A 14,598-nucleotide genomic window follows, 5' to 3' on the forward strand; every position below is an offset into this window, starting at 1 on the left:
GCTCCCGCCGCTTTAGGCCGCGAAATAGCGCGACGCCACGCCGAGCTGCTCGCGGCATTCGGCCACCATGCGCTCGATCAGCTCGGCGCAGCTCGGGATGTCGTCGATCAGGCCCACGCACTGGCCCGCGCTGATGATGCCGCCGTCGGTCTCGCCGGCGCTCAGGGCCGCCTTGCCGCGCACGCCGGCCACGAGGTGCTTGACGTCCTCGAACCGCGCGCCGCCGGGCTGGCGCTCGATGGTCACCACTTCGTCGGAGATGGCGTTCTTGAGCACGCGCGCGGTGTTGTGCAGCGTGCGGAAGATCAGGTTGGTGTCGCGCTCGCTGGCGTCCACCAGCGCCTGCTTGATGTTGTGGTGGATCGGCGCCTCGCGCGTGGCGCAGAAGCGCGTGCCCATGTTCACGCCTTCGGCGCCCAGCACCAGCGCCGCAGCCATGCCGCGCCCGTCGGCGATGCCGCCCGAGGCGATCACCGGGATGCCGAGCCGGCGTGCCGCCAGCGGGATCAGCACCATGCCGGGCACGTCGTCCTCGCCGGGATGGCCCGCGCACTCGAAGCCGTCGATCGACACCGCGTCCACGCCCAGCCGCTCGGCCGACAGCGCATGGCGGATCGCCACGCACTTGTGGATCACCTTGATGCCGGCCGCCTTGGCCCGCGCGATGTGCTCCTTCGGGTTGTTGCCGGCGGTCTCCAGCACCTTGATGCCGCTCTCGATCACCACGTCCAGGTAGCGCGCGTAGGGCGGCGGGTTGATCGACGGCAGCAGCGTCAGGTTGACGCCGAACGGCTGGTCGGTCAGCTCGCGGCAGCGGCGGATCTCGGCGGCCAGCGCCTCGGGCGTGGGCTGGGTCAGCGCGGTCAGCACGCCGAGGCCGCCGGCGTTCGATACGGCGGCGGCCATTTCGGCGTAGCCTACCCACTGCATGCCGCCCTGGACGATCGGGTAGCGGGTGCCCAGCAATTCGGTGATGCGCGTCTTCATGATGTCTGTGTCTTCCTTCTCGTTGTTTCCTGCCCTCGCCGCTGTCCGGCACGGTGGCGCGCCGGCGCGCCGCCAGGCGACCTGGCGCCAGTCTACGGCGCCGGGCCGCGGCCTGCCTCGTCGGATGCGACGATTGCAGGCACACGATTCTGCACTACCTTAGCAGCCAACCCTTTCAGCCACCCTTGCGCGCAACCCGCTCGCGCAACCAGACGCAACCAAGGCCAGCCATGAGCACTCCCGTTCCCAGCTTCGAGACCCTGCAGTATGCCGTCGAACAAGGCGTCGCCATCATCACCCTGCACCGCCCGGACCGGCTCAACGCCTTCACCCCGAAGATGATGGAGGAACTGATCGCCGCCTTCGACGCCACCGACGCCGACGACGACGTGCGCGCCGTCATCGTGACCGGCTCAGGGCGCGCCTTCTGCGCCGGCGCCGACCTGGCCTCGGGCGGGTCGATCTTCGATTTCGAGAAGCGCTACGGCGCCACCGGCAAGGGCAGCGCCCACCGCGACGGCGGCGGGCGCGTCTCGCTGCGCATCTTCCGCAGCCTCAAGCCGGTGATCGCCGCCGTCAACGGTGCGGCGGTAGGCGTGGGCGTGACCATGCAGTTGCCGATGGACATCCGGCTGGCGTCGACCGACGCCAAGTTCGGCTTCGTGTTCGCGCGCCGCGGCATCACGCCGGAGGCGGCTTCGTCGTGGTTCCTGTCGCGCGTGGTGGGCATCTCCACCGCGCTGGAATGGTGCTACACCGGCCGCGTGTTCGGCGCGCAGGAAGCGCTCGAGCGCGGCCTGGTGCGCTCGCTGCACGCCCCCGGGGACCTGCTGCCGGCAGCGCAGGCGCTGGCGCGCGAAATTGCCGACAACGCCGCGCCGGTCTCGGTGGCGATCTCGCGCCAGCTGATCTGGCGCATGGCCGGCGCCAGCCACCCGATGGAGGCGCACAAGCTCGACAGCCGCGCGATCCAGTCGCGCGGGCAGTCGGCCGACGTCAAGGAAGGCGTCGATGCCTTCCTGGAAAAGCGCCCGGCCAACTTCCCGGAGCGCGTCTCGCACGACATGCCGGACTTCTACGACTGGGGCAACGAGCCGCCCTTCGTCTGAAGCGCGCGCCGCCGCGCGCGCCGTCCACATTCCACGGGAGTCCAGCGTGAACGTCAGTACCGCAGTCCAGACCCGCAAATCGGTGCGCGGCTTCCTTGCCACGCCGGTGGCGCCGGGGATCATCCGCGAGGTGCTGGAGCAGGCCGCGCGGGCGCCCTCGGGCGGCAACCTGCAGCCATGGCACATCCACGTGGTGGGCGGCGAGCCGCTCGGGCGGCTCAAGGCCACCATGCGCGAGCTGATCGCCAGCCGCCCCGGCGGCGAAGGCACCGAGTACGACATCTACCCGCGCGAGCTGGCCTCGCCTTACCGCGAGCGCCGCTTCCAGGTGGGCGAGGACCTGTACCGCTGCCTCGGCATCCCGCGCGAGAACAAGCGCGCGCGCATCGCCCAGTTCGCCAGCAATTTCACGTTCTTCGGCGCGCCGCTGGCGCTGTTCTGCAGCGTGGACCGCCGCATGGGCCCGCCGCAGTGGTCGGACCTCGGCATGTACCTGCAGACCGTGATGCTGCTGTTGCGCGAGCGCGGCCTGCACAGTTGCGCGCAGGAATGCTGGGCGATGTACCCGCAGACCGTCTCGGCATTTCTCTCGCTGCCCGCCGAGCGCATGCTGTTTACCGGCATGGCCATCGGCTACGAAGATCCCGCGGCGCCGGCCAACCGGCTGCGCGCCGCGCGCGCGCCGCTGGCGGAGTTCGCGCAGTTCCTGGGAATCTGATATCCGGCGGCGGCGCGGCGCCCCCTTTGCCGGAGGCGGCGCGCCGGCGGATCAGTGGAAGAACGTCGCCACGCTCAGCGCGGTGCGGTAGACGCCCCAGGCCAGCGGCACGCACACCGCGGCCCAGGCCAGCCAGGCCACGACGCCATTGCCCTGGCCGTTGCCCTGCGCGGCCGCGCTCACGTTGCCGGCCGCGGCGCGGTCATGGGCCAGGCGCTTTTCCTCGGCCAGCTCGGCTTCGGTCATGAAGTACTTGGGATCGACCGGGCGCACCAGCAGGTTGCACACCAGGCCGATGAACAGCATGCCGACCAGGATGTACATGGTCTGGTTGTAGACCTGCTCGCGCGGCAGGCCCAGGCCGAGCTGGTAGTCGCGCATGTAGTTGACCACCACCGGGCCGAGGATGCCCGCGGTGGCCCAGGCGGTCAGCAGGCGGCCATGGATGGCGCCGACCATCTGCGTGCCGAACAGGTCGGCCAGGTAGGCCGGCACGGTGGCGAAGCCGCCGCCGTACATGCTGACGATGACGCAGACCGCGCCCACGAACAGCAGCTTCTGGCCGCTGCCCGCCAGCGTGGGAATGCTGGCGTACAGCAGCCCGCCCAGCACGAAGAACACCATGTAGGTCATCTTGCGGCCGAGCTTGTCGGACAGGCTGGCCCAGACGAAGCGCCCGCCGATGTTGAACAGGCTCAGCAGCGCGGTGAAGCCGGCCGCGACCACCGCGATGGCGGCCAGCTGGCTCTTGTCGAGTTCGCCGAAGCGCCCGGCCACGCCGATCAGGCTGCCGCCGAAGACTTCCTGCAGCATCGGGCTGGCCATGCCGATCACGCCGATGCCGGCCGACACGTTCATGCACAGCACCATCCACACCAGCCAGAACTGCGGGATGCCCCACACGCGCTTCACGTGCACGTGGTGCGGGGTGATCATGGCGTTGGCGGCGCGGCTGGCGGGCGCGGTCCAGCCCGCCGGCGTCCAGCCGGTGGGCGGCACGCGGTAGGACAGCGCGCCGCCCATCATGAACACGAAGTAGACCACCGCCATCACGGTGAAAGTCTGCGCCACGCCCACGCTGGTGGGCGAGGCGAACTTCGCCATCAGCTCGGCCGCCAGCGGGGAGCCGATCATGGCGCCGCCGCCGAAGCCCATGATGGCCATGCCGGTGGCCATGCCGCGCTTGTCCGGGAACCACTTGATCAGCGTGCTGACCGGCGAGATATAGCCGAGCCCGAGGCCGATGCCGCCGATCACGCCGGAGCCGAGCAGCATCAGCCAGAACTGGTGCAGCTGGATGCCGAGCGCGGAGATCAGCATGCCGCCGCACCAGCATAGTGCGCTCACCACGCCGGCCTTGCGCGGACCGGCGCGCTCCAGCCAGCCGCCCCAGATCGCCGCCGAGCTGCCCAGCAGCACGAAGAACAGCGTGTACATCCAGCCCAGCGTGGAGACCTTCCAGTCGCAGCCGGTGACGAACAATTCCTGCAGGAAGCCGATTTCCGCGCCGCAGCGCAGCGGCTCGGCGATGCCGATGGCGCGCGACAGCGGCAGCCAGAACACCGCGAAGCCATAGGCCATGCCGATGCAGAGGTGGATCGCCAGCGCCGCGGGGGGCACCAGCCAGCGGTTGAAGCCGGGCGCCGCGACGATCCGCTCCTTGGACAGGAACGGCGCGCGCGCCTGCCCTTCGAGCGCGTCCGCGCTGAGGTCTGGGGACATTCTTTGCTCCTTTGTCTATTTTGTTTTTCTTGCGGGGATGCCGCTTGCCCGCATGCCGGCGTGCCGGCGCTACGCGGGCCCTCCCCGGCGCCGCACGGCTGGCGCGGTATCCCGCGCCGGTCCCTTGGCCCGCCGGACGCCGGCGCAGCGGCGCTGCCGGCGGGTGCCGCATAGTGTACCGGCGGCAGCGGCGGCCGTGGCGCGCCGCGAAGTAGGGTATTGCCCGGGTGCGGCCGGCGCGCTACAGCAGCCCGAGCTGCCGGGCGATGGCCACCGCCTGCGTGCGGTTGCTGGCGCGCAGCTTGGCGCTGATGTTGCGCAGGTGCGTGCGCACCGTGGTTTCCGAGACGAACAGGCGCTCGGCCATGGCCACGTTGGAGAAACCTTCGGCCAGCAGTTGCAGCACCTTTTGCTCCTTCGGCGTGAGCGGCTCGAGGATCTCGCCGCGCGGCCGGGCGCCCCGGGCGGCCTGGATGTCCGGCCCGGGCGCGCCGCCGCAGGCGCGCAGCAGCCGCTCCACGTAGGGCGCGGGCAGCGCGCCGCCGGGGCGCGCCGCGGTTTCCGCCGCCAGGCGGCGCGCCTCCGCGCCCTCGTCGGCGAAGATGCGCACGAAACCTTCGGCCGCGCCGAAGCGCAGCGCCTCTTCCATGGCCTGCCGCGCCTGCGCGGCCTCGCCGGCGCGCTGGCAGGCCAGCGCCAGCAGGATGCGCAGCTTGAGCGCGCGCCGCATCAGCTGCGCCTGGCCGGCCGCGGCCAGTTCCGCGGCGATGGCTTCGCGCGTGGCGGCGGGCTCGGCGAAGGCGGCCAGGCGCAGCCGGCCCATGGCCACGTCCTCGACGTCGTTGGCGAACGAGCTGACCGCGCTCGCGCCCGGACGGCTGCGCCACAGCGCCGGGTCGGCGGCATGCTGGACCGCCTCCCCTGCCGCGTGGCCGTTGCCCTGCAGCAAGGCGATGCGCGCGCGCTCGAGCATGGCCCCCTGCACCAGGCGCGGCAGGCCGCGATGGTGGCCCAGGTGTTCCAGCGCGGCCAGCCATTCGTGGGCGCCGTCGACGTCGCCGCGCTCGCAGGCGATGCGCGCCAGCACGGTATGGCCGCTGATGATCTGGTCCGGCAGCCCCAGGTCGCGCGCCAGCGGCACGTAGACGTTGAGCAGGCGCTCGGCGCGCTCGCGCTCGTCGGTCTCGTAGAGCGCGTCCGCCAGCAGGATGCAGGCCATGGCGTTGCCGTTGGTGGGGCCGTAGCGGTTGGGCAGCATGGTGCTGGCGGCGATGCGAAAGCGCGCCAGCGCCTGCTGCAGGCGCCCCTGGCGCAGGTCGATCAGCCCCTCCACCGACTCCGAGAAGATCTTGTTGAAATTGCTGTCGGAGCGGCGCACTACCTGGCGGGCCAGCCCCAGCAGGCGGCGCGCCTCGCGGTAGTCGCCGGTGACCGCGGCCATGCGCGCCATCGAGGTGGCGAGGATGGAATCCGGGAACGGGTAGCCCATCGGCAGCGGCAGCGGGTCGTCGCGGCTGGCCGCGCGCGCCTCCTCGAAGCGGTCCATCATGTTGAGCAACATATGGCGCAGCGCGCGCACGTGGGCGCGCAGGTCGCCTTCGGCGCCGTCCAGCGGGATGGTCTGCAGCAGCGCGATGGCGTCGGCCGGGCCGCGCGTAAACGACAGCGCCCACACATGCGCGATCTGCAGCTTGGGCCAGGCCGCCATCTCCGCGGGCGGCACCGCGTCCAGCCAGCGCGTGAGCAGGCGCATGCGGCCCTGCGCCAGCAGGTCGTCCACGCCGGCCGCCAGCAGCGGCAGCGCGTGGGCCACCGCGCCGGCGGCCAGCGCGTGCTCGATGGCGGGCACCTGCCGGCCCTGCGCCTCGTACCAGCGCGAGGCGGCCATCTGCAGCGCCGGCACCTCGGCCGGCATGGCCTGCTGGAGCTGCGCGCGCAGGAAGCTCGAGAACAGGCTGTGATAGCGATACCAGCGCGTGCCGGCATGGGCCGGCCCGTCCGCGCCGCCATGGCGCTCGCCGTCGAGCGGCATCAGGAACAGGTTGGCGCGCTCCAGCCAGGCCAGGATCTCTTCGCTGTCGGCGCTGCCGCAGACCGCGTCGCACAGCGGCCCGCTGAGCTGGTCGAGGATGGAGGTGCGCAGCAGGAACGCGCGCACGTCCTCGGGCAGGTGCAGGTAGACGTCTTCGACCAGGTAGTCGGCGATGGCCGCGTCGGAGCCCGAGAAGCCGGCGATGAACGCATCCGGCTGGCCGCGCCGCTCGAGCGCCACCGAGGCCAGCCACAGCGCGGTGGCCCAGCCCTCGGTGCGCCGGTGCAGCGTGGACACCGCCGCCGGCCGCAGCGACAGGCCGCGCGCGCCGCGCAGGAAGGCGTCGGTTTCCTCGGCGGTGAAGCGCAGCTGCGCGGGCTCGATCTCCAGCAGCTCGCCCCGCGCGCGCAGCCGCGCCAGGCCCGACTCGGGCACCCAGCGCGTGCCGACCACCAGGCGGCCGCCGGGTGGCAGGTGTTCCACCACCTGCCACACCAGCCCCGCCACGGCGGCGTTCTGCACCGCCTCGAAGTCGTCCAGGAACAGCGTGAAAGGCCGGTCGTGCGCGGCCATGCGGTCGATCAGCGCCAGCGCCTGCTCGCCCGGCGAGCGCGCCGCGGCCGGCGGCGCGCCGCGCTGGCGCAGCACCTGCGCGAAGGCCGCCTCGAGCGAGCCGAGAAAGCGCGTGGCGTCGTTGTCGGCGCGGTCCAGCGTCAGCCACGCGGTAGCCGTGCCGCCGGCATCGAGCCGCGCCCGGCACTGCAGCATGGCGGTGGTCTTGCCGAAGCCGGCCGGCGCGCGCACCAGCACCAGCTTGACGAAGCCGGCCGCGCACACCGCGTCGCAGATGACGCGCCGCTCCACCTGGAACGGGGTCAGCATGGGCGGGCGCAGTTTCGCCACCAGTGTGGCGGCACGGGCCGCGCCTTGCCGTCCCGCGCTGGTCTCCTCGATTGTGGCCATTCGCCGTGTCATCCCGTTGGCGGCGGCACCCGTGCAGGCGGATGCCGCGCGATCCACGCCGGCTTATGGTTGCCGGCTGCCGGCGCCGCATGCGCCGGGGATCGAACGGCCGATTATGGCGTAAACGCGGGCAATGCTGCCGGCGTCCTACACCAGCTTGTTCTCCCGCCCCGCCCAGTAGCGCTCGCGCAGCAGGCGCTTGAGCAGCTTGCCGGTGGGCAGGCGCGGCAGCTCGTGGGCGAAGTCCACCGAGCGCGGGCACTTGATGCCCGAGAGATGGTCCCGGCAGAAGGCGATCAGTTCCTCGGCCAGCGCCGGCCCGGCCAGCCGCATGTCGAGCGGCTGCACCACCGCCTTGACCTCCTCGCCGAAGTCTTCGTTGGGCACGCCGATCACCGCCACGTCCATCACCTTGGGATGGGTCATCAGCAGGTTCTCGGCTTCCTGCGGGTAGATGTTGACGCCGCCCGAGATGATCATGTTGGCCTTGCGGTCGGTCAGGTAGAGATAGCCTTCCTGGTCCACGTAGCCGACGTCGCCCAGCGTGGTCCAGTCGCCGTGCACCGGGTGGCGCGACTGCGCGGTCTTGTCCGGATCGTTGTGATAGACGAACTGCCGCCCGCCGGCGAAGTAGATGGTGCCGGGCTCGCCCGGCGGCAGCAGCGCGCCGCTGTCGTCGCAGATGCGCAGCTCGCCCACCGAGGCGCGGCCCACGGTGCCCTTGTGGGCGAGCCAGTCGGACGAGCCGACCGCGGTGGAGCCGTTGCCTTCGGTGCCGGCGTAGTACTCCCAGATGATGGGCCCCCACCAGTCGATCATCTGCTCCTTGACCGCCACCGGGCACGGCGCGGCGGCGTGCACGGCAAAGCGCAGCGAGGACACGTCGTGGCCGCGGCGCACCGCCTCGGGCAGCTTGAGCAGGCGCGAGAACATGGTGGGCACCACCTGGGTGTGGGTGATGCGGTGCCGCGCCACCAGCGCGAGGAAGGCCTCGGCGTCGAAGTGCTCCATCACCACCGAGGTGCCGCCGAGCTGCTGCACGGCCAGGTTGTAGCGCAGCGGCGCGGCGTGGTAGAGCGGCGCGGGCGAGAGGTAGCGCGTGTCGGGGCCGAAGCGGTAGAGCGACTGGCACATCAGCGCGAGCGTGCCCGGCGCGTCGATCGGCTGGCTGGCCGGCGGCGTGAACACGCCCTTGGGGCGGCCCGTGGTGCCTGACGAATACAGCATGTCGGTGCCGGCGCATTCGTCTTCGATGCGCCAGCCGGGGTACTGCGCCAGCGTGGTCTCGTAGGGGGCGAAGCCGGGCGCGGCGCCGTCCATCATCAGGCACGCGCCGAGCGCCGGCGCGCGCGCCGCCACGCCTTGCGCCACCTCGGCCTGCGCGCGCGAGGTGACCAGCATCCTGGCGCCGCTGTCGTTGACGATGTAGGCCGCGTCGTCCACGTTCAGGCGGGTGCTGATGCAGACGTAGATCAGGCCGCAGCGCTGCGCGCCCCAGCACAGCTCGAACAGGCGGGCATGGTTCTCCAGCAGGAAAGCGACCCGGTCGCCGGGCCGCAGGCCGTGGTCGCGGAACAGCCGCGCTGCCTGGTTGGAACGTTCGTCGAGCTCGCGGTAGGTGAGCACGGTGCCGCCGGTCATGATGACGGCCGGCTTGTCCGGCGTGCGCTGCGCGTGGACATACGGGTGCATGGCTGCCCCTCCTGGGTATGGGTATGGCTGCATCGCCCTATATATGCTGTATAGGCTTGCGCCATTGTCGGGACAGCCTCCCGCGCGGGCATCGTCGGAAGCGACGAACACGCGGTGGTGCGGTGCCGCAAGACAGCGCGCCGCCAGGACGGCATCTCCTTCGTGCCGGTGGACACGCGCGCCCGGCGTCGCGGTGGCCGCGCCGCCCACGCTGGACGGCGCGGCCGCCAGCCGGCAGGAGGCCGGCCAGGTGTTCTGCGAGAACGGGCGGGGGAGCCGGTGGAGAACCGCACCGGCGAGGAAGGGCCGGGCCGGACCTATGGCAGGTGCCGGGCCTTGGATCCGGCGCCGCTCAGTGCAGCATGGTGCCCGGCGGCAGATGCGCGGGCGCGGCGGCTGCCTCGCGCTCGGCGTGATCGGCGTGATCGGCGTGATCGGCGTGATCGGTGCAGTCGGTGCATCCCGCGCACTCGGCGAACGGCGCCGCGGACTGGCCGCCGTCCACGTCGGTGCCGGCCTGCAGGGCGTCGATCACGGTGGCGCGGATCGATTCGGCCTTGAGCAGCAGGCGCAGGGCGATGTCGGCGCCGCGGCTGGCCGCCACGCGCGCCACGAAGGCGCGGCGCGCGGGCTCGTCGAGCGTGGCCACGTGGGCCGCTTCGCACAGCACGTGCCAGGCGGCGGGCTGGCCGTCGAACTGCTGGCGGCGGCGCAGCAGGGTGGCGTCGATGGCGGCGGCGATTTCCGCGTCCCTGACGATGTGATTGCGCATGCGGCTCTCCTCAGTGAACCGGCCGGGTCCGGGAGCGGCTGGCCGGGAAGCGGGCGCCGCGCTGGCGCGCGGCGTGGATCGCTTCGTTCCTGCTGCTGACCTGCAGGCGCTGGTACAGCAGCGCCACGTGGCTCTTGACGGTGGTCACCGAGATATCGAGCAGCCGCCCCACCGTCTTGAGCGGATAGCCGCGTGACAACAACACCAGCACCTCGTACTGCCGCGGCGTCAGCTGCAGCATGCGTGCCTCGCGCAGCGACTCGCCTCGCAATCCTTCGCGCAGCGCGGGCATCGCGGCCGGCTGGCGCGCCGGCGCCGCCGGCCCGGGCACGCCGGCCAGCATCTGGCTGACGGCCGCCTCCACCGTGGCCGGCGTCGCCGTGCGCGCCAGCCAGCCGCACATGCCCCAGTCCTGCGTCAGCGGCGGCGACTGCCGCGGCAGCGCGCGGTCGCCGAGCAGCAGCAGGCGCTGCGCGGAGACCGCCGCGCGCGCGGTCATCAGCAGGTCGCGCGCGCGCTGCGGGTCCGGCGGCACGCCCAGCACCACCAGCGCGATGTCGTCGAGCCGCCGGGGCAGCAGCGCGAGTTCCGCCGGCTCGGCGCAGATCACCTGGCCCAGTGCCGCGACGTTGCCCAGCGTGCGCAGCAGGCCGAGCCGCAGCAACGGGTTGTCTTCCATCAGCAGGGCGCTCATGCCGCCTCGGTCCCCGCCGCTCATCGTGCTTTCCGCGTCCATCGGCTCCCCTTGGAAGCAGCGCGCCGGTCCGGTTGAACCGGTATTTGCGGCGGCGCTGCCGGAAGCTGTTTCTGCAAGCGGTGTGCCAAGCGCCGGCATCCGCGCGCAGGCCGGCCGGCGGCAGCGCCGGTTGGCCGCGCGGCGGCCACGGGCAAGGCATGGCGGGCGGAGGTGGGGGGGTTTTCCAGGCGCCGGGGATGGCGCCGCGGGCCGGCAGGCCCGCCGGCGGCGTTACGCGTTACGTAACGTGTTCCGCCGGTATCTTGATCGCGCGGCCGGAATGGGAGCGTTGCGTCACACTCCCTTTGCCGCCCGCCTCAGTTGACCCTGCGGCTGTAGCCTTCCCAGTACGGCTCGCGCAGCTTGCGGCGCAGCAGCTTGCCGGACGGGTTGCGCGGCAGCGCGTCGGCGAACTCGATGCTCTTGGGCACCTTGAAGCCGGCCAGCCGCTCGCGCGCCCACGCCACGATGCTGTCGCGGTCCGGCGCCTGCCCCGCGCGCGGCACCACGATGGCCTTGACCGCCTCGCCCCATTTCTCGTCGGGCACGCCGATCACGGCCACGTCCGCCACCTGCGGGTGGCCGTAGATGGCGCTCTCCACCTCGGCCGGATAGACGTTCTCGCCGCCGCTGATGATCATGTCCTTGACCCGGTCGTGGATGTAGACATAGCCCTCGGCGTCGAGATAACCCGCGTCGCCGGTGCGCAGCCAGCCCTCGGCGTCGATGGTGCGCGCGGTCTCGTCGGGCTGCTTCCAGTAGCCCGCCATGTTCTGCGGCGAACGGATCGTCAGCTCGCCGACCTCGCCGGGCGGCAGGCGGCGGCCTTCCCAGTCCACCACCGCCACTTCCACGCCGGGCAGCGGCTTGCCGGCGGCGCGCATGCGCGGCACGTCGTCGGTGGTGTGGTCTTCGGGCGGCAGGGCGACCACGGTGCCGGTGGTCTCGGTCATGCCGTACTGCTGCGCGAAGCCGCAGCCGAACACCTCGATGCCTTCGCGCAGCAGCGCGGCGGGGATCGGCGCCGCGCCGTAGAGCAGTGTCTTGAGGCGCGAGTAGTCCACGCTGCGCGCGCGCGGGTCGCGCAGCACGAACTGCATCGCGGCGGGCACCAGGAACAGCTTGCTGATGCGCTCGCGCGCGAAGAAATCGAGCACCGCGGCGGGATCGAACTCGCGCGCCACCACGCCGCGCGCGCCCGCCAGCAGGTTGCGCAGGCCCCAGCCGGAGCCGCCGATATGCGCCACCGGCATCGCCACCAGCGAGACGTCGTCGTCGCTCCAGCGCGACCACGTGGTGTTTTCGCGCTCGCTGGCCTCGGTGCCGTAGGTGAGGTTGCGGTGGGTCAGCATGGCGCCCTTGGGGCGGCCGGTGGTGCCGGAGGTGTAGAGCTGCAGCACCACGTCGTGCGCGGCGGGCCGGTGCGCCACCGGCACGGGCGCGTGCGCGTCGCGCCAGGCGGGGTAGGCGGGCCAGTCCGGCTCGCCGCCTTCCATGGCGACCACGCCGCGCACCAGCGGCAGCGAGGGCAGCAGCTTGCGCATCATCGGCGCCGATTCCGGCCCGACGAACAGCAGCGCCACGTCGGCGTGGCCGACGATGTAGCCCACCTCGGGCGGCGCCAGGCGCCAGCTGGCCGGCGCCATCACCGCGCCGGCCTTGGCCGCGCCGAGCAGCAGCTCGAAGTAGTGGTCGGAATTCTTGCCCACATAACCGATGCGGTCGCCCGGCCCGATGCCGGCCGCCACCAGCGCCTGGGCGACGCTGTCGGTGTGGCGCTCGAACTCGGCGTAGGTGGTGAGCCTGCCTTCGAAGGCATAGGCCACCGCGTCTGGCCGCCGCTGCGCGAAATGACGCACGGCGTGCGGCAGGGTGGTCAGATAACTGAAGTCCATCAGCGTCTCCTTCTCTCGGTCTTGCCGCACGCGCGCGTCATTGCCGCGCGCTTTTTTCCCGTGCTTGTCGCGTCCGGCGCGGGCCGCTCAGCGCGGCGCCATGCGGATGGCGCCGTCGAGCCGGACCGACTCGCCGTTGAAATAGCTGTTGCGGCACATCTCCAGCGCCAGCGAGGCGAATTCCGCGGGCTGGCCGAGCCGCTTGGGAAACGGCACCGAGGCGGCCAGCGCGGCCTTGACGTGTTCCTGCGCGCCTTGCAGCAGCGGCGTGTTGAAGATGCCGGGCAGGATGGTGTTGACGCGGATGCCTTCGCCGGACAGGTCGCGCGCGATGGGCAGCGTCATGCCGACCACGCCGGCCTTCGACGCGGAATACGCGGCCTGCCCCATCTGGCCGTCCTGCGCCGCCACCGAAGCGGTGTTGATGATGACGCCGCGGTCGCCGTCGCGCGCGTCCAGCGTGAGCATGCCGGCGGCCGAGCGCGCCAGGCAGCGGAACGAGCCGATCAGGTTGATCTGGATGATGCGTTCGAACGCGTCGGACGGGAAGAACTTGATCTGGTCCGGCGCCTCCCGGGAGCGCGACGCGGTCTTGATCGCATTGCCGGTGCCAGCGCAGTTGACCAGGATGCGCTCCTGCCCGAGCGCCGCGCGTGCCCTGGCGAAGCCGGCTTCCACCTCGGACTCCGAGGTCACGTTGACCTGGCAGAACACGCCGCCGAGCTCGCGCGCGAGCGCCTCGCCCTTTTCGGCGTTCAGGTCGAACAGCGCGACGCGCACGCCTTGCGCCGCCAGCGCGCGCGCCGTCGCCTCGCCCAGGCCCGAAGCGCCGCCCGTGATCACTGCCGTTACCGATGCATCGAGTTCCATCTCGTCTCCACGTTGTCTGCTGTCTTGCGAAAGGCTTGCGCGCCGGCGCGCAAGCATCGGCCCGGCGGGCGGCGATGCGGCCCTGCCGGCGTGGTATGGAGATTCGGGGATGACGGCGTTGCACGCATCGTCGGAAGCGACGAATGCGCGAGCGCGGGCGGCAGGCGCGCCGCCCGCATGGCGGGACCGTGCCGGCGTCAGTCGCGCCGGGTTGCCAGGTGGTACAGCGCGAGCAGGATGACGGCGCCGAGCACGGCGCCGACGAAGCCCGCCGACTGGCCGGGCCGGTACCACCCCAGCGCCTGGCCGAGGAAGGTCGCCGCCACCGAGCCGAGGATGCCGAGCACGGCGGTCAGGATGAAGCCGCCGGGCCCGCGTCCGGGCGTGAGGATGCGTGCCACCAGGCCGGCCAGGAAGCCGATCAGGACTACCCAGATCAGATGCATCGCCATGGCTCCGCGCGGCCTCAGCCGCATGCCTTGCCGTGGTCGGCGTGGAAGCCTTGCGCGGTGGCCTGCGCCTCGCTCATGTAAGCGCCGTCCTTGGTCTTGCCGTACCAGCGCGAGCCGGCGCAATGGTAGATCTTGGATGTCTTGTTGACCCAGACCTGCCCGGCGGTGCCGACCGACGCGGTGGTGGCCGGCGCCGCGGCGCCGGGCGCCGCCGGCCTGGCCATGGCGGCGGCGGGCGTGGGCGCGGCGGCCGGCGCGCTGGCGGCGGCCGCGCCGTGCCATTCCTTCACGCCGCCGTGGCCGGCGCAGGCGCCCTTCCTGGTGGCGCCGAAGTAGTTGCTGCCGTCCTTGCAGATGCCGGTGGGGGCCGCCCCGGCCGGCGCCGCCTGCGCGCGCGCCAGCAGCGGCACGGAAACGCAGAAGGCGGCGGCCAGCAGCATGGGCAGGCCGAGGCGCATCAGCAGGGCTTGCCGCGCTGCGCGGGCGGAGACGGCAACTGCGGACTTCTTGGCTGTGGTGACGGACATGACAGGCTCCTGCAGTGACAATGCCATTGGGAACATCCAGAACGACAAGCAAGCAACGAGGAAGCAACCGGCAGCGAAGACCCGGCCAGCCGCACCGGCAGCACCGGCAGCACTGTTCGCACC

Annotated in this window: 12 protein-coding genes; 2 read left to right on the top strand and 10 right to left on the bottom strand. The window is 72.0% G+C overall.

Going from position 1 to position 14,598, the window contains the following annotated elements; genetic code table 11:
- Window positions 1–12: 12 nt before the first annotated feature.
- On the bottom strand, window positions 13–987 hold the full coding sequence (locus ACKI2N_RS34095; protein WP_420997869.1) for an NAD(P)H-dependent flavin oxidoreductase: 975 nt from the start codon (window positions 985–987) through the stop codon (window positions 13–15).
- Between the two features lie 230 nt (window positions 988–1,217).
- Between ACKI2N_RS34095 and ACKI2N_RS34100 the strand changes: the two genes are divergently transcribed.
- Both ACKI2N_RS34100 and ACKI2N_RS34105 read left to right on the top strand, forming a co-directional pair.
- Complete coding sequence (locus ACKI2N_RS34100) at window positions 1,218–2,096, top strand: crotonase/enoyl-CoA hydratase family protein (protein WP_420997868.1); 879 nt, start codon at window positions 1,218–1,220, stop codon at window positions 2,094–2,096.
- A 46-nt stretch (window positions 2,097–2,142) separates the two neighbouring features.
- Window positions 2,143–2,814, top strand: coding sequence for a nitroreductase (locus tag ACKI2N_RS34105; protein ID WP_420997867.1), 672 nt, complete (start codon window positions 2,143–2,145; stop codon window positions 2,812–2,814).
- 51 nt (window positions 2,815–2,865) lie between these two features.
- Here ACKI2N_RS34105 and ACKI2N_RS34110 read toward each other — a convergent pair whose 3' ends face one another.
- The 9 genes from ACKI2N_RS34110 to ACKI2N_RS34150 form a co-directional block, all read right to left on the bottom strand.
- Complete coding sequence (locus tag ACKI2N_RS34110) at window positions 2,866–4,536, bottom strand: OFA family MFS transporter (protein ID WP_420997866.1); 1,671 nt, start codon at window positions 4,534–4,536, stop codon at window positions 2,866–2,868.
- 241 nt (window positions 4,537–4,777) lie between these two features.
- Complete coding sequence (locus tag ACKI2N_RS34115) at window positions 4,778–7,531, bottom strand: LuxR C-terminal-related transcriptional regulator (RefSeq protein ID WP_420997865.1); 2,754 nt, start codon at window positions 7,529–7,531, stop codon at window positions 4,778–4,780.
- 147 nt (window positions 7,532–7,678) lie between these two features.
- Window positions 7,679–9,223: an AMP-binding protein gene (locus ACKI2N_RS34120; RefSeq protein ID WP_420997864.1), complete on the bottom strand. Its 1,545-nt coding sequence runs from the start codon at window positions 9,221–9,223 to the stop codon at window positions 7,679–7,681.
- 352 nt (window positions 9,224–9,575) lie between these two features.
- Window positions 9,576–9,995: a DUF7696 family protein gene (locus tag ACKI2N_RS34125; protein ID WP_420997863.1), complete on the bottom strand. Its 420-nt coding sequence runs from the start codon at window positions 9,993–9,995 to the stop codon at window positions 9,576–9,578.
- Between the two features lie 10 nt (window positions 9,996–10,005).
- A complete protein-coding gene (locus ACKI2N_RS34130; RefSeq protein WP_420997862.1) occupies window positions 10,006–10,689 on the bottom strand; it encodes a response regulator transcription factor in 684 nt (227 codons plus the stop codon).
- A 359-nt stretch (window positions 10,690–11,048) separates the two neighbouring features.
- A complete protein-coding gene (locus ACKI2N_RS34135; protein WP_420997861.1) occupies window positions 11,049–12,626 on the bottom strand; it encodes a fatty acid--CoA ligase in 1,578 nt (525 codons plus the stop codon).
- An 87-nt stretch (window positions 12,627–12,713) separates the two neighbouring features.
- A complete protein-coding gene (locus ACKI2N_RS34140; protein WP_420997860.1) occupies window positions 12,714–13,496 on the bottom strand; it encodes an SDR family NAD(P)-dependent oxidoreductase in 783 nt (260 codons plus the stop codon).
- A 197-nt stretch (window positions 13,497–13,693) separates the two neighbouring features.
- Entirely contained in the window at window positions 13,694–13,942 is a 249-nt protein-coding gene (locus tag ACKI2N_RS34145; RefSeq protein ID WP_420997859.1) for a GlsB/YeaQ/YmgE family stress response membrane protein, read from the bottom strand.
- 20 nt (window positions 13,943–13,962) lie between these two features.
- Window positions 13,963–14,406 (bottom strand): DUF3761 domain-containing protein, encoded by a 444-nt coding sequence (locus tag ACKI2N_RS34150; RefSeq protein WP_420997899.1) that lies wholly within the window; start codon window positions 14,404–14,406, stop codon window positions 13,963–13,965.
- Window positions 14,407–14,598: the final 192 nt, after the last annotated feature.

The organism is Cupriavidus sp. 30B13, assembly GCF_049059565.2.
GTDB lineage: Bacteria > Pseudomonadota > Gammaproteobacteria > Burkholderiales > Burkholderiaceae > Cupriavidus.